9 protein-coding genes and 1 pseudogene are annotated in these 16177 nt (G+C 68.8%); 9 read left to right on the top strand and 1 reads right to left on the bottom strand.

Annotated elements, in window-relative coordinates; genetic code table 11:
- The coding region (locus tag ABFX45_RS42650; protein WP_487047093.1) for an NsdA family TPR-like regulatory protein at positions 1–895 on the bottom strand (895 nt) is incomplete at its 3' end.
- A gap of 990 nt (positions 896–1885) precedes the next feature.
- Between ABFX45_RS42650 and ABFX45_RS42645 the strand changes: the two genes are divergently transcribed.
- From ABFX45_RS42645 to ABFX45_RS42605, 9 genes and pseudogenes are all read left to right on the top strand, one after another.
- The gene (locus ABFX45_RS42645) at positions 1886–3409 is read left to right on the top strand and encodes an FAD/NAD(P)-binding protein (RefSeq protein ID WP_346136721.1); all 1524 of its coding nucleotides are present in this window, start codon (positions 1886–1888) and stop codon (positions 3407–3409) included.
- 310 nt (positions 3410–3719) lie between these two features.
- Positions 3720–3929: a hypothetical protein gene (locus tag ABFX45_RS42640; protein WP_346136719.1), complete on the top strand. Its 210-nt coding sequence runs from the start codon at positions 3720–3722 to the stop codon at positions 3927–3929.
- Positions 3930–4273: 344 nt separating this feature from the next.
- A pseudogene (locus ABFX45_RS42635) lies at positions 4274–5054 on the top strand (transposase family protein).
- 547 nt (positions 5055–5601) lie between these two features.
- Positions 5602–6297: a helix-turn-helix domain-containing protein gene (locus ABFX45_RS42630; RefSeq protein WP_346136718.1), complete on the top strand. Its 696-nt coding sequence runs from the start codon at positions 5602–5604 to the stop codon at positions 6295–6297.
- Positions 6298–6451: 154 nt separating this feature from the next.
- Positions 6452–7027: a hypothetical protein gene (locus ABFX45_RS42625; protein ID WP_346136716.1), complete on the top strand. Its 576-nt coding sequence runs from the start codon at positions 6452–6454 to the stop codon at positions 7025–7027.
- Positions 7028–7149: 122 nt separating this feature from the next.
- Complete coding sequence (locus ABFX45_RS42620; RefSeq protein WP_346136714.1) at positions 7150–11748, top strand: SDR family NAD(P)-dependent oxidoreductase; 4599 nt, start codon at positions 7150–7152, stop codon at positions 11746–11748.
- Positions 11729–12886, top strand: coding sequence for a hotdog family protein (locus tag ABFX45_RS42615; protein WP_346136713.1), 1158 nt, complete (start codon positions 11729–11731; stop codon positions 12884–12886). The genes ABFX45_RS42620 and ABFX45_RS42615 overlap by 20 nt, the downstream gene beginning before the upstream one ends.
- Before the next feature lies 1 nt (position 12887).
- Complete coding sequence (locus ABFX45_RS42610; protein ID WP_346136710.1) at positions 12888–13961, top strand: SDR family oxidoreductase; 1074 nt, start codon at positions 12888–12890, stop codon at positions 13959–13961.
- Positions 13958–16132, top strand: coding sequence for an MMPL family transporter (locus tag ABFX45_RS42605; RefSeq protein ID WP_346136708.1), 2175 nt, complete (start codon positions 13958–13960; stop codon positions 16130–16132). Before ABFX45_RS42610 ends, ABFX45_RS42605 begins: the two co-directional genes overlap by 4 nt.
- Positions 16133–16177 lie beyond the last annotated feature (45 nt).

Genomic DNA, 16177 nt, shown 5'->3' with positions numbered 1-16177 from the left:
TGCCCATGGCCGCCTGGGCGACGGCGAGCTGTCCCAGAAGAAATGCCCGCATGTGCGACGGTACCTGCTTCGGCACGGTACGGACTGCTGCTTCAGCGAGATCGACGGCTTCGGCGTGGTGGCCGAGCACTGCGGCCTGGCCGCTGAGCGCCCGTAGTGCGCAGGCGTAACCGGCGGCGTCGCCGCCTGCCGCCGCCAGCCGAAGGCTCACCAGGTAGTATCGCTGTGCAGTGCCATGCAGTTCGTCGTCGAAGTGCGTGAACCCGCACAGGTAGCTCAGCCGCGCGGCGATCGCCAGGAGGTCGCGCCGCACGGACGGCGACGCGGCGGCTGAGAGCCACGGTACGATCGTCGACCTGAGGTATCCAACGAGCGCGTGCCGGACGCGGCCACCGCCCGAGCTCAGGTCGGTGTCCGAGAACAGCCGGACCATCTGGCACGCGTCCTGGACCTGCTTCTGGGTTACCGGCGACCCGGTCGCCGGCTTCTGCGGCCGCACCTTGAGCACGTCTTCCCACTCGGGCACGATCAACCCGGCGATGGTGTAGACGGGAGCCTTCTTCCTGTCCGCGCACACGCCCAGCAACGCCGCAGGGGTGTCGGCCTGCCACAGCGAGCTGGGCACCGACTCTGCCGCGGGCACGTCCATTCCGATGTCGTGGACGGTGACATCCCGCCCGAGCCGACGTGAGAAGGCCTCCGCCATCAGCTGGGGAACGGGCGGCCGCGGCCGCATCCCGGCGAGCCAGTGCGTGACGGACGCGCGCTGGTATTGCAGGGCGATCCCCGCCTCCGCGCCAAGTTCATTGATCCGCCGGGCGAGCTGCTCGCCCGTCCACCCCGAGTCCGCCAGCAGAAGCCGAAGCCTCTGGTTTGGAACTCTCCATGCACGCACGTGCTCTTCCACCGTTCCGACAGCGAAACGTCCTGAATCATTGTCCTGAGACGGCCGGTGAGCCGGAAGACTCCGTTCAGTTGACAACGCAATATGTTGTGGAGCCCCAGGACACACCCGTGGACAACCCCTCGCTCGCGGTCGAGTGCGTGCGACGGTGATGCCTCGTCGACGTCATTGACGACGTCGGCCATCCGGCCCGCCGGCCTCGCCGGTACGGCGAGCGTCGGGCTCGTGCCGACACCGTCCGCTTCCGCGATCCTCAAGCAGCAGGTGCTCGATCTGCTCTCGCGTGGGGCCGCTCTCGCTCGTGCGGCGGCGCATGACCACGGAGCTGCTGCACGCTCGGTGTGCTACCGCTGTACGCACCGGTGCGGGCTCCGCTCCGAGGCCGTGCCAGTGCACGACCCGTAGCGCAGCACAGTGGTGCTCAGGCCGGAAATCGGCGGGAGATCGGCCGTCGTTCGCCCCATCACCCGGCGTGCCCTCCTCACGGCGAAACCGCGCCGTCATGACGAGCCGGCAGTGACCGAGTACGGCGAACGATCGGAGTCGCGGTTTGCCGCGCGTGCTCGGCAGACCCGCTGTGAGAACGATCCGCAGCAAGGGTCGTCGTCCTGTGCCGGCTGGGATCGCCGGTGTTGAACAGGACTGGAGGTTTTACACCCTCGCTCGCCCAGATGGCTTCCTCCGTTGCGCGGTGTGGCGTTACCTCGATCGGCAGGACGTCACCAGCACCGGCGGTAACAGACGCCCGATCTTTGCCCCCGGTACCCAGTAGATGCGACGGGTGTTGGACAGGGGATCGCAGACGTGGCGCCCCGAACGGTGCGCCTCGCTCACGGTTGGTGGCGCGGCACTCGTTCAGCGCTCGGCTGATCCATCACGGTCGCAACACCGAGCGGTGAGAGTCCGCAGCCGACGAAAGAGCCGTGTGCACCTGCCCATCACTCGCTAGTCGCGCATGCAGTCCATCCCTGGAGGCATGACATGTTAAAACTCGCTGTCGTCGGCGGTGGGCCTTCCGCGGTGTGCGTTGTCGATGCCGTTGCTCGGCATCTCACTCACGACACTCCGGTGGAGATCACGGTGTTCGAGCCCGGCCCGAATCTGTGGCAGGGCCAGGCGTTCCAGTCCGACGGCGACGAGGTGCTGGCCAACGTGCCGATGGTGGCGATGTCGGCGCGGACCTGGGACCGCCGCGACGGTGTGAATTGGATGCTCGAGCAGGGTCTGGACGAGTTCGCGGCGGATGACGTGTTTCCGCCGCGCTGGCTGGTCGGCCGCTACTTCCAGTACGCGGCCGGCCGGACGGTCGCCGCACTCCCGGCGACGGGTTCGGCACTTCGCGTGCAACCACAGACGGTTCGAGCGTTGGTAATGGGCGAAAACCGGCTGTGGGCGCGTGGCGACGACTGGAGTGCCGGGCCGTTCGATCACGCTGTGCTCTGCCCAGGTGGACCGCCACCCTCGGATCCCTACCGGTTGACCGGAGCGGCCGGCTACATCCACGTCCCGTACCCGCTGAGCCGGTCACTGGCCGAGGTACCCGCGCAGGCGAAGGTGGGCATCGTGGGATCGGGACTGACAGCCGTGGACATCGTGATGGCACTACACGCACGTGACCATCAAGGGCCTATTGCGCTTGTGTCCCGCAACGGGTTGTTGCCCGCGGTGCGCGGCCCGCTGAAACAGCATGACCCGCTGCACCTGACCGTGCCGCGGTTGGAGGCCATCGCCGCCGAGAAAGGCGAACTGGACCTGACGGACGTGATCGCGCTGGCCAGGGCCGAGCTCGGTGACGCCGGAGCGGATACGGCGGTCATCGCCGAGGACGTCGCTGAAGCCGCGCCGGTGGTTCAGCGGTTGCGTGACGAGCTGGACCGTGCCGTCCGCGACCGCGATCCGGGCTGGACGATGCTGCGAGACACGCTGGTGGCCTGCGGACAGGACGCCTGGTATCTGCTGAGAGATGAGGACAAGGTCCGGGTCCGCGCCCGCCACCAGACTTTGATGCGGTTGTGCTGCCCGATGCCACCGGTCAACGCGGCGCGACTGCTCGAGCTGTTCGAAACGGGGCAGCTCGGCCTGTGCCCAGAAGTACAGTCCATCAAGCCGATTTCCGGCCGGGGCTTCCACATCCAGGCGGCACGGGACGTCATCGTGGACGTCGTGATCGCCGCCTCCACTCCCGCGAAGCGCCAGCTGGCCCCGGCAGCGGCCCCACAGGTGACCGCGCTCGTGTCCCAGGGCCTGGCCGTACCGCACCCCTTCGGAGGAGTGCGCGTCGATCGGACCACCAGCCGCCTGATCAGCCGGCGGGGGGTAGCGCACAAGCGCCTGCACGCACTGGGCGACATCACCCATGGTGCGTACCTGTTCACGTTCGGGCTGCCAGTGCTGGCCGCTCGCGCTGACTGCATCGCCCGGGACATCACCGCCACCACCCAACACGTCCAACGAGCAGGAGAACCCGCCGAACGTGACCAGCACGCGCCTACCTTGCCCAGCTGAAGCGCGCTGAAACAGTCGTTCCCGCGCATTGTCATTCCCGTCCCCTGTGCCAAACCTCGCGACAAACGGGACGGTAGCGACCAGCAGGAGTGCGTTGCGGAGCACCAGCATCGGCGTCTATCCCGTGGTCGGTGTTCCCCGGCGTCATTGATCGGTGAGTTTGAGCTCCCGGCCAGCACTCACCGGCTGTGCGGCGAAGGCGTTGATCACGGGCTTGCAGCGCATCGTCAATCGGGCGCGGGCTGTGCCGGTCCAGGCTGCGGGTGACAAGGTACAGACACTTCATCGCGGCCTGCTTGAGATGGACGACGTGACCGTGATCGGAGGCGGTGCCGCCGGCCTGGCCGCGACGACCGTGGCCGATCGCGCGGGTGAGCTGATCCACGAACCGGTGCTGGCCGTGCACACCGGCATGTTCACCGGCACGCTGGCGACGCACTCGCGGTCGCCGGGGTGTGGCCCTGTGGCGGCCGACCGGCACGAACAACTCGCCGCCCGGCACACAGCTCGCTGCCGGTGAACCGTCCTCGCTGGACGCCCTGGCCGACGCGGCCACCTCCGGTGGGCCGGACAAGGACGGCATTTCGCCGATCGACCGTCCGCGATCCGTCGCCACCGACCAACCGAAGTCCTGGCTGATGACGAGCCGGTGTTCGGCCTGACCTATTTGCAGCTGGCTTGAGAATCTCATTAGCGGGCGTGAGTTCCATGAGCCATTTTTATCCTGATCTGGATGTGTTGGCGGGCAAGGGTTTGCGGTCGCGACGGGTTGACGTGCGCTCGGCGTGTCGTCCCACAGATATGGCGAAGCCCCTGGTAGCAGAGCCATCGACCAAGATCGTTTCGCTTCCCCAGGGGCTTCACGTGTTGTTCTATCGTGCCGCGCTGCCATTGTCACATCGGACCCTGATGTTCGTGTCCGGGCTGATCCGCACACACCGCCGGGAGCAGGGATCCAGGTGGCGCAGGCTCGATGCTGGGCAACAAGCCCTGCTGGTGCTGGTTCACCTGCGCAAGAATGAGCCGTTCGCCGAGGCCGGAGCCGGGTTCGGGGGTCTCGGCCACCAACTGCTGGCGGTATGTCAACGAGACCGTCGAGCTCCTCGCCAAGCGGTCACCGAAGCTCCGGCAGGCGCTGCGGACGGCGAAACGCTGGGGCTGCGCGTACGTGGTTCTGGACGGCACGCTGATCCCGATCGACCGGATCGTCGCCGACCGCCCCTTCTACTCCGGCAAGCACAAGATGCACGGAGTGAACCTGCAGGTGATCGCCACACCCGAGGGAGACATCCTGTGGGTCTCCGGCGACCTGCCCGGCAGTACCCACGACACCGCCGCGGCCCGGATCTGGAACATCCTCGCCGCCCTGCGCGACACCGGGCTGATCGCCTTGGGAGACAAGGGCTACCACGGCTACGACGAGACCGGCGTACACGTGATCACCCCGTACAAGGGCAGGAACAAACCCGAGTCACAGAAGGACGCCAACCGCGCCCACGCCCGCCTCCGCGGCCCCGGCGAAGGCGCCAACGCCCAGCTCAAGACCTGGCGCATCCTCCGCAAGCTCCGCTGCTGCCCCCGCCGCACCGGCCGACTGGCCAAAGCCATCCACGTCCTACAGAACTACGAGGTCGCCACAGGATGAAAAGGCTCCATGTTCTCGCGCTACAGCCCTCCCCAGCTCCTGGGGATCGCTGGTCATGGGCCGGTCATCGCGTTCGACGTGTCGACCTCGGCCTGGCAGATCCAGACCCGAAGAGCTTCGGGACGTACCCCGACCTGCTCGGCCAGCCGGCGGAGGCTGCGGGTCCGAATCCCGGTACAGCCGGACTGCCTCAGTCGCCAGTTTGTCGGGGTACTTCTTCGGTGCTGCCAGGGACGACTCTCTTCAGGACCTGTCGGACCATGTTTGAAGTGGTCGGCCGTGGGTCTCCAGAGGTACTGGGGGATCTCCCTTCGCGGTCGGGCCAGGTGGCGGGCGAACAGCATGATGAACCGTCATGGCCGCGGTTCAAACACCGATCGGCAAAGTTCACTCGAAGCGGTTTCGTAAATTCACGAATGGAGCAGTGTTCAATGTGAGAGCAGTTCGGATAATCCGATAGGATCACGATTGACCTCGTTTTATTGCGCCGCGCCTCAGGTAAACAGCACGCTGCATCCGTCCGGTCGGCCGGAAGCGGAGGTGGCCTGTGAACGGGGGTCGAAGACCTGTGAGTGACCTACCGAGGGCGCGCGAGGAGATTCGCGAAAGGGAACCTTGTCAAGCGGTCGTCAAGTCGATATCGGTGCTGCGCCAGCTGGACGGTCACATACCGATCAGTCTTGCAGAGCTGTCGCGACGAACGACAATTCCCAAAAGCACGGTTCGCCGACTGCTGCTGGTGATGTGCGCCCAAGGGCTCGCTCGCCCGGCAGACCCCGGCTATGTGCTGGGCCACCTTGCCGCCGATCTCGGCAGCAAGGTGGCAGGCCGGTTGCCCGACTCGCAGGTGCAGCTCATCGTCCCGCATTTGCTGGCGCTGCACAGCGCCACCGACGGCATCGTCTGCCTTGGTGTGCTCCAGGCCGACGAGGTCATCTGCCTGCGCACGTTGCACCGGGAGACTGATCTGGCGCTGGTACGCCGCCTGGCGCGACCGGCCTTGGCGTGCGGGACGGCGCTCGGCAGGGCGTTGCTCGCGGACCGGTCCGACGAGTTGCACACCGATGACCGGGGCGGAGTGGTGACCCTGGCCATGGGGATCAGTGATCGGCGTGGAGGGCGGATCGCCGCGATCTCCGTGGCTGGGCCGACCGGGCGGTTCGGTGTCGGCAACGCCGCCGCCCGTCTACGTACCGCCGTGCATGGCGCCTCCCGAGCTATTCGGCTGAACCTGAGCGGCTGAAACTCGGGTGCCGCACCGTGGCACGCCCGCTTCCTGTCGAATCACCGGGGACCTAATGTCTCATTCGCTGCTCCCGCTAGGGCCACATCGCGGCGACAGGGGTGATATTCGATCAATTCTGCAAGCCCTGGTCCCACGCTCATTGGAGACGTTCATGTCTACTCAGGCCAATGTTAGAGGATTTACAGGACAAATTCGTGTGTGGCTGGCGGCACTCGGTGCGCTCGCTTTGGCGTGCGCATTCCTGGTGATGCCGACCGTGACGGCGAATGCGGCGGGCACCGCCACCAAGTGTTCCGGTTCCGGTTCGGCCACGGCCAACACCCACGGCGGAAAACACGAAAAACTCTACCCCGACAAGAGCAACAAGGCCGGGTTCAAGGTCGCCGGTGACGCGGCGTGCGAAAGCTCGACCCCCGGGAAGACGGCCGTGACCGTCACCGGTACGGCCGACGTCGTTGGCACCTGCCTGAACGCGGACGTCAGCTTCAGCGTCACCCTGACGTTCAACAACGGCGAGGTCTGGACCTCCACCGGAACCGGCAAACTCGTGCAGCAGGGCGACGACATCGTCGTGAGCATCGTCCTGGCCACGGCCACGAGCAACACCGGCCAGACGGCGGTCGGTATCAACGTCACCGTCACGTTCAAGGGCGCGGCGGTGGTCTGCATCAACCAGGGTTACGTGTCCGGCGGCACCGCGGACGCGACCGGTGCGGGAGTCAGCTGATTTTCCCCCCGGTGTCGGGTCCCTTGTCCTCAAGGGGCCCGACGCTGCCTGGGGCATGAGAAACACGGCCGCAGACGGTGAACTGGCGGATCCGGTCCAACCTTTGACATCCAGGAGCGAACATGTCGGAGAAGAAGGGTCAGACGCCCATCGCGATCGTCGGATTGGGTGCGCTGTTGCCCGGTTCCACCGGGGTCGACGCGTTCTGGCGAGCCGTGGTGACCGGCCGGGATCTGATCACTGACGTCCCACCGGACCGCTGGTTGCCGGAGGACCACTATGCCGCCGACCGCGCCGCTTCCGACCGGACCTACGGTCGGCGCGGCGCGTTCCTCCCCGGCGTGGACTTCGACCCTGCCAGATACGGCGTTCCACCGAACACACTCACGGCCACCGACACCAGCCAGCTGCTGGCGTTGCTGGTGGCCGACCGCACGCTCGGCGACGCGGGTGGCCTGGACCGGCTGGACACCGAGCGGGTCAGCGTGCTCCTCGGAGCCGCCCAGCTGGACATGTCGTTGCGGATGTCGCACCGCCTGGAACAGCCGGTGTGGCGCAAGGTGCTGCGCGAGCTCGGTCTGCCCGAATCGCAGGTGGACGCCGCGTGCGAGCGCATCGCCGGGCACTACCCGGCCTGGCAGGAGGACTCCTTCCCCGGCCTGCTGGGCAACGTGGTCGCCGGCCGGATCGCCAATCGGTTCGACCTGCACGGCACCAACTGCACGGTGGACGCCGCGTGCGCGAGTTCGTTCGCCGCGTTGTCCATGGCGATCGACGAGCTGTCGCTGGGACGGGCGGATCTGGTGCTCACCGGCGGCGTGGACACCATGAACGAACCGTTCATGTACCTGTGCTTCAGCAAGACCCCGGCGTTGTCGTTCTCCGGCGACTGCCGCCCGTTCGCCGAGGCCGCCGACGGAACCGTGCTCGGTGAAGCCGTGGTGATGTTCGCGTTGAAGCGCCTTGCCGACGCCGAGGCCGATCACGACCGGATCTACGCCGTGATCCGCGGGCTCGGCTCGTCGTCCGACGGCCACGCCGGTGCGATCTACGCGCCCACGCCGGGCGGCCAGGCGCGTGCGCTGCGCCGGGCATACGCGGCCGCCGGCTACCAGCCGGACACCGTCGAGCTGGTGGAGGCACACGGCACCGGCACGAAGGTCGGCGACGCCACGGAGTTCGCCGCGCTCAGCGAGGTCTTCACCGCCACCGGGCGGACAAGTGGGCCGTGGTGCGCGCTCGGGTCGGTCAAGTCCCAGGTGGGACACACGAAGTGCGCGGCGGGCGCGGTCGGCCTGCTGAAGGCGGTACTCGCGCTGCACCACAAGGTGCTGCCGCCGACGATCAAGGTCGATCGTCCCGACCCCCAGCTGGAGATGGACAGCAGCCCGCTCTACCTCAACACGGTGGCCCGCCCGTGGGTCGCCGCGTCCGGACACCCACGGCGGGCATCGGTGTCCAGCTTCGGGTTCGGAGGCACCAACTTCCACGTCACCGTCGAGGAACACCTCGGAGACGGGCAGGCGCGGCGGGTTCGCACGATGCCGGACGAGCTGGTGCTCGCCAGCGGCGACACCGCGGCGGCGCTGCTGGCCGGACTCGAGTTCGACGGCAGCCTGGCCGACGTCGCCCGCCGATCCCAGAGCACCTTCGATCCGGCAGCACCGTACCGGCTCGCGATCGTCGCCACCGATCCCGCAAACCTTCGTGCCAAGCTCGGCCGTGCCACACAGCTGCTCGAGAAGGGTTCGTTCAGCACACCCGACGGGATCTACTGCGGTGTCGGTACCGCCGCACCGGGTCGCGTCGCGTTCCTGTTCCCAGGACAGGGCGCGCAGTACGTGGGCATGAGCGGCGACCTGACGATGCGGCTCCCCGCCGCGCAGGAGGTGTGGACGGCCGCCGAACGGGAGCTGCCGGGGCTGCGTGACGTGATGTTCCCGCCCCCGGCGTTCACATCGTCCGAAAAGGACGATCAGGAGGCACGGCTCACCGCGACCGAGTGGGCCCAGCCCGCCCTGGCGGTACACAGCACGATCGTGCTGGAACTGCTGCGCGCCTTGGGTGTCCGGCCGGACGCGGTGGCCGGGCACAGCTTCGGGGAGCTGGTGGCGCTGCACGCGGCCGGCTCGATCGACGCTGCCACGCTGCTGTCACTCGCCCGCAGGCGGGGCGAACTGATGCGTGACGCGGTCGACGAGGAAGGCGCGATGCTCGCGGTGCAGGGTATCGCGGACGTGATCGATGCGTTGATGGACGACGCCCCGTCCGACCTGTGGGTGGCCAACCACAACGGGCCGGCGGAGGTGGTGCTGTCCGGCACGCTTGAAGCGATCGAGGTGCTGGAACGGAAATTGTCCGGCCGGGGCGCGTCGGTCAAGCGGTTGAACACCGCGGCCGCGTTCCACAGCCCGCTTGTGGCCGCGGCCAGCGAGCCACTACGCGCGTTCGCCGACGAGGTGTCCGTGGTGGAGCCTTCGCTGCCGGTGTACGGCAACGCCGACGCGGCGTGCTACCCGCCGGACGCGGTGCAGACTCGCGACCGGCTCGCCACACAACTCGCGAGCCCGGTGCGGTTCGCGGAGACCGTGGAGGCGATGTACGCCGCAGGGGTGCGTTGTTTCGTCGAGGTGGGCCCGGGAACGACGTTGACCGGCATGGTGGGCCGGATCCTGGCCGGGCGCGAGCACTTGGCGGTGCGCACCGATCGGCGTGGCCTGGACGGCGTCACCGGTCTGCACCAGGCACTGGGGCAGCTCGCGGTGCACGGACTGGCGATGGACTTCTCCGTGTTGTGGGCGGACCACGCCCCATCGGCGGTCCAGCCGCGGCACAGCAGCGCGACCGTCACGATCTCCGGTGGTAACCGGCGGCTCTACCCGCCGCCCGGCGGTGTCGAGGAGCTGCCGCCACCAAACCCGGAGCGGTCCGCTGTGGACGCCAGGCCGGTGCGCGGGGCCGCGGAGGCGCACACCTCCTCCCCGGCACCGGCCGGAGCGTCGTCGATGCCGGAGCAACGGGGCTCCGACGCCGACATCCTGCACACGTTGCGGACGGTGATCGCCGAGAAGACCGGTTATCCCCTCGAGGTCATCGGCGACGACATGGATCTGGAGATAGATCTCGGCGTCGACTCCATCAAACGCGTGGAGGTGCTCTCCGCTCTGCGGGAGAAGATCCAGCTCGGAGGCCGGGAACAGGCCACCGACCTGATCAAGGTTCGTACCATCGGCGAGCTCGCCGTACGCCTGCGCGGTGAAGGGGACGCGCCCGGTCTGGTCCGCCGGGTGCTGCGCACGGTGCCCGCCACTGTGGAGGACACGGCGATGCCCGGGCTGGACGCCGGACCGGTGATGGTGACCGACGACGGCGGCGGCGTCGCGCATGAAATGGTCGCGCGACTCGAGGCCCGCGGGTTCGCCGCGACCGTCGTCAGCGAGGTGCCGTCCGGAGCCAAGCGCGTCGTCCTGCTGGAAGGCCTGCGCCGGGTTGATTCGGTGGCCGACGCGATCGCGGCGCAGCGCGCCGCGTTCCGATCCGCCCGCGCGGTTGCCGACTCGTGCGCGGTGCTCGTGACCGTGCAGGACACCGGCGGTGACTTCGGGCTGGGAGGTGGTGATTCCGATCGGGCGTGGCTGGGTGGCCTGGCGGCGCTGGCCAGGACCGCGGCCAGGGAGTGGCCCCAGTCGGCGGTGAAGGCGATCGACTGCGAACGCGGCGACCGGAGTGCGGCAGAGGTGGCCGAAGCCATCGTGACCGAACTGTGTGGAGGCGGATCCGCACTCGACGTCGGACTGCGTGCCGACGGCACGCGCACCATCCTCGCCGACACCGAAGTTCCGGCGAGGTCCGACGGCGGAACGGCGCTCGGCCCCGACGCGGTGCTGGTGGTGACCGGCGGGGCGCGAGGGGTGACCGCGGCGGCCATCCGGGCGCTCGCGCGGCAACACCGGCCGCGGCTCGCGCTGATCGGTCGCACCGAACTGACGGAGGAGTCCGCGGACGTCGCCGCGGCGCACGACGAGGCGGCGTTGTTGCGGATCTTCGCGCGGCCGGGGGTGTCGCCGGCGGCGGCACGGGCGAGGGCGAGGGCGGTTCTGGCGGCACGGGAGGTACGCCGGACGCTGGCAGAACTGGAGCAGACCGGCGCCATGGTGTCCTACCAGGCGCTCGACGTCACCGACGATGCGGCGGTGACGCGCGCGGTCAGCGAGATACGTCGGCAGTGGGGGCCGATCACCGGAATCGTGCACGGCGCCGGTGTGCTGGCCGACAAGCGGATCGGTGACAAAACCGACGACGCGTTCGATCGGGTCTTCGGCACCAAGGTGGCCGGGCTGCGCGCGCTGCTGGCGGCGACGGCGGCAGATCCGTTGCGGCTGCTGTGTGCGTTCTCCTCGGTGGTCGCCCGGTTCGGCAACGCTGGCCAGTGTGACTACGCCATGGCGAACGAGACCCTCGGCCACGTGCTGGCCGCCGAGGCGGCGCGGCGGCCCGGTTGCCTGGTGCGTTCCCTGCTGTGGGGGCCGTGGCAGGGCGGGATGGTCCGCGATGCCTTGGCCGCGCACTTCCACCACGAAGGCATCCCGTTGATCCAGGAAGCGGCAGGGGCTGCGGCGTTCGTTACCGAACTGGCCACCGGTCCAGGTGCGGTGCCGGTGATGCTCGTGGCTGAGCACGGTGTCCGAGGAGGGAGTGCCGGTGCCCGGCGTTTCCCGTGAGCTGGTGCTCGATCCGGCGGTCGACACGTGGCTCGCCGATCACTGCCCGACGTGGACCGTTCCGGTCGTGCCGATGATGTCGACCGTCGACCTGCTCGCCGGAGCAGCGGCCGACCTCACCGGACAGGAGGTCGTGTGGCTCAGCGGTGTGCGACTGTCGCGATGGCTTCCGGTGGCTGGACCGATCCGGCTGCGCGTCAGCGCGAAACAGCTCGGCGGGTGTGTCGCTGCGGCGCTCGAGGTCTGGCGGCACGCGTCCGATCCGCGGCTGTCCCGGTTCGACCTCGTGGCGGAGGCGACCGTGTCGGTCGGCCGCGCGGACATGCTGGCGCCGCCACCGCCGCCACCGTTGACCGATGCGGTGGAGGTTCCGGATCCGTACGGGACCGGTTGCCTGTTCCACGGCCCGGCGCTCGCTCACGTCACCAGGTTGTGGGTTGGCGGCAACGGCGCCTCCGCGGTGCTCGATGCCGGTCGTGGGCAGGTGCCGCGCGGAACCCTGCACCAAGGCCTGCTCGACGCGCTGACCCATCCCATCGCCCACGGACGGCTGTCGTCGCGCTGGGTGGGTGCGGACCACATCGGCTTCCCACATCGAATTCCGGTCATGCGATGCCACCGGCCCCTTCCCGAGACCGGTGAAATGAGGTGCGAGGTGCGGTTCGCCGGATACGACGGGACGGGCCTTCCCACGTTCGACATCGAGCTTCGTCAGGACGACGGCACGGTGCTGATCGACCTCCGCCTGGTCACCGCACCCTTGCCGCTGGGCCCGTTCGCGGCGCTGCCCCCGCATCAGGTGCGGCAGTTCCTGCGAGACCGGGAACACGTCGACGGCACCGGCTATTCCCGCACCGAGGACGGACGAACCGTCCTGACCGCGGAGGAACTCACGACGATGGACTGGCCGCCCGGCACCGTGGCCGCCGTGTACGGCCTGCCGCCGAGTGCCCGGCCGGTCGAGCACCTGGCGCGCGTCACGGTGATGGACCACGTGGCCCGCAAGGCGAAAGTCCATCCCAGCCGGATCGAGACGACCGATGACCTGCAACAGGCCTGGACCGCGGACCGGGCGGACGAGCGCCATCGCGTGGTCGTGCACCGCCACGACGACCGGGTCGTGGTGACGGAGGGATGACATGACGATCGCGATCACCGGAGCCACCGGGTTCCTCGGCCTGCGGCTGGTGTCACTGCTGCTGGAACGCGGTGAACAGGTCGTGGTGCTGGCCCGCACTGGCACCGCTCCCTCACTCCCCAGGATCCTGCGGTACCTGGAAGGCTCCTCCGTCACACCGGACACGGCACGGGCCCGGATGACCGTGTTGAGCGCCGATGTCGGCCGTCCGCGGCTCGGCCTGCCGGAGCGGCAGTTCCGCGCCCTCGCCGAGCACGTCACCGAGATCTGGCACAGCGCCGCGGCGACCACACTGGACGAATCCACCACGCTCGTGCGCCGGACGAACGTCGACGGCACCAGGCACGTGCTGGAGCTGGCCGCGGCGGGCACCGCACGGTTGTGCCACGTGAGCACGGCGTTCGTGGCGGGTAGACGGTCTGCAGGTGTCGTCCGGGAGGACGATCTCGATCCCTCGTACGGGTTCGAGAATCCGTACGAGGAGTCGAAATATCTCGCCGAAGTCGCCGTGCACGAGTGGTCGGCCCGCCACGGCAGACCGGTGACGATCTTCCGCCCGAGTGTCCTGGTCACGGTTCGGCCGCCGCGTCCGGGCGACGTCCCGCACACCCTGACGACGCTGACCACTCTGGCCGGCTACGCGTTGGGGGGACTCACCGAGCGGGCACGGGTGCGGGTCGCCGCCGATCCTCACGCACATCTCAACCTGATGCCGGTCGACCTCGCGGCGCGGCTGATGGTCGACACGGCGGCCACCGCCGCTCCGGCCGGGGTGCGCACCGTCCACGTCACCCATCCGCGCGAGGTCGGGCAGGCGACGTTGTTCTCTCTCTTCGAAAAGCTGTTTCCGCTGCGGCTCGAACAGGTTTCGACCACCCCCGAAGACCTGACCGAGCAGGAGGCGGTCGTCGCGCAGCACATGCGCGTGGTGATGCCCTACGCGTTCCACCGCCGCTACTACGACCGTACAGCTTTGCGCGCCGCCGGTCTCGATCCCGCGGATGCCGTGCCGCTGGGACTGGACGACCTGCTCGCCGGGCTCGGCAGACCGATCAAGGCAGGAGCGAGACCATGACGACGACAACGCGCCGTACGCCCCGCAAAGATCCGCAGCCGAGCGATGCTTTGACCCGGCTCGGCGCCACCGTGATCCGGCACCGGCGCGGTGTGTACGCGAGCTGGCTGCTCGCCATGGTCCTGGGGCTGGCCCTCGTGCCGCACCTGCTTTCGTCACTGACCTCCCCTGCGGCGCACGTCGTGGGCTCGGAGTCGCAGCGGGCAGCCGACGTGCTGGCCGCCGAGCTGCCGTCGCTCGGCAACGAGATGCTGCTGACGGTGGTGCACTCGGACAGCCTGAAGAACACCGATCCGGCGTTCCGGGCGGCTGTACAGGCGATCGAGACGACGCTGACCGCCGACACCGGCATCTCCAGTGTGCTGCGGCTGCCCGTGGCAGGGGACCCGACACCGCCTCCGGTGCTTGCCAATGTGCTGGAACCGTTCCAGGGAGAGTTCACCGACGAGCACACCGCGTACCTGGTCGCCGGACTGTCCGGTGACAGCCGGGAACGCCAGGACCGCGTTCCGGCACAACGTGCCGCCGCGGACGAGGCGGCGAGCCGGGCGTCGGGTGGTGCGGTACACGCGTACTTCGTCGGTCTGTCGGCTTACGCCCAGGCCGCGCAGGAGGCCGAGATCGCCGACCTGCTGCGGGTCGAGCTCGTCGCGGTGCCGGTGGCGATCCTGGTGCTGCTGCTGGGTTTGCGCGCTCCGGTCACCGCTCTTCTCCCGGTCGGCGTCGCGGGTGCCGGTGTGCTCACCACGCTCGGCGTGTTCGGGTTGTTCGCCGGTGTGTTCCCGGTGGACGGAATGCTGCTCGTCGGGGTGAGCACGATCGGGCTGGGTGCGGGCATCGACTACGCGCTGTTCGTGGTGGGGCGTTACCGGGAGGAGCTGGCGCGGGGTGCGCCGCCGGAACAGGCGGTGGCCGTGGCACTGGCCACCAGCGGGCGCACGGTCGCTTACTCAGGTCTGATCGTGTGCCTCACCGCAGGCGCCCTGCTGCCGGTGCGCTGGCCGGTGTTCCAGCAGACCGCGATCGGTCTCGCCACCGTGGTCGCGGTCGTGCTCGCGGCGACGGTCACGTTGCTGCCCGCGGCACTGGTCTCGCTGACCCCGTGGCTGCAGTGGCGTGCGTGGGGCTCGGCGGACACCCGTGCCACGTCCGGCGGCCGGTGGCTCGACCGGTGGACGCGGCACCTGATGCGCCGCCCGTGGCCGTACGCGATCGGCGTGACCGCTGGCCTGCTGGTTCTCGCGGCACCTGTGCACGACCTGAAGTTCGGCTTCAACCTGGAACGGGCCGCGCTCGCACACACCGCCTACGGCAAGGGACTGGCCATCCAGGAGCCCGACGCTCCCGGCGTGACGGGCACCCTGCAGATCGTCGTCCAGCGACCACTGTCCTCGCCCGAACCCGACACGGGCCCGATGCTCGCCGCGTTGCGGGCGGACCCGATGATCAGTCTCGCGACCAAACTGGACAACGGCCGGAACACGACCGTCGTGCTGGCGGTGCCGCGCGAGTCGACCGACTCGCCCCGCATCGTCGAGCTGGGCAAGCGGGTCCGCGAGGACATCGTGCCCAGGACCGCGCCGGCCGGGCACACGGTGCTGGTCGGTGGCACCACCGCGGTGCTGACGGACATCGTCGCCGAGATGTGGGTGGCGACGTGGTGGGTCGTCGGTGCCGTACTGGCGCTGATGTTCCTGCTGCTGGTGGTGATGCTGCGCAGCCTGTTGCTGCCGCTCAAGGCGATCACGATGAACCTGCTCGCCACCGGTGCCGCGTTCGGGCTGGCCGTGTGGTTGTTCCAGGAGGCCATGGGTGGCACCACCTGGCCGCAGGTTCCGATCCTGGCGTTCACGTTCGTTTTCGCGTTGTCGATGGACTACCAGATGTTCCTGGTCCGGCGCATCCAGGAGGAGTACCGGCGGTGTGGTGACAACAGCGAGGCGGTTGCGGCCGGACTACGGCACACGGCCCGGACGATCGCCCTCGCGGCGGTGATCCTCGCCGTGGCCTTCGGCAGCCTTCTGTTCGCCCGCATCACCGGCCTGCAGGTCCTCGGCTTCACCGTCGCCGCAGCGCTGATCATCGACGCCACTGTGATCCGGCTGGTGCTCGCACCCGCGCTGATGCGGTTGCTGGGTCGCTGGAACTGGTGGTTTCCGACGATGCGGTGAGGTAGCAGGACACAGGCCGCACGGCTCTGTCAATGAGCCAGATAC

The organism is Lentzea roselyniae (assembly GCF_039537795.1).
Taxonomy (GTDB): domain Bacteria; phylum Actinomycetota; class Actinomycetes; order Mycobacteriales; family Pseudonocardiaceae; genus Lentzea; species Lentzea atacamensis.
The sequence above is the reverse complement of the archived record's forward strand: the minus strand, read 5'-3'. Positions and strand labels throughout refer to the sequence as shown.

Excerpts from the sequence above, each read along its gene's own strand:
- ABFX45_RS42645 (WP_346136721.1), top strand. The coding sequence starts at position 1,886 with ATGTTAAAACTCGCTGTCGTCGGCGGTGGGCCTTCCGCGGTGTGCGTT.
- ABFX45_RS42625 (WP_346136716.1), top strand. The coding sequence starts at position 6,452 with ATGTCTACTCAGGCCAATGTTAGAGGATTTACAGGACAAATTCGTGTG.
- ABFX45_RS42620 (WP_346136714.1), top strand. The coding sequence starts at position 7,150 with ATGTCGGAGAAGAAGGGTCAGACGCCCATCGCGATCGTCGGATTGGGT.
- ABFX45_RS42610 (WP_346136710.1), top strand. The coding sequence starts at position 12,888 with ATGACGATCGCGATCACCGGAGCCACCGGGTTCCTCGGCCTGCGGCTG.
- ABFX45_RS42605 (WP_346136708.1), top strand. The coding sequence starts at position 13,958 with ATGACGACGACAACGCGCCGTACGCCCCGCAAAGATCCGCAGCCGAGC.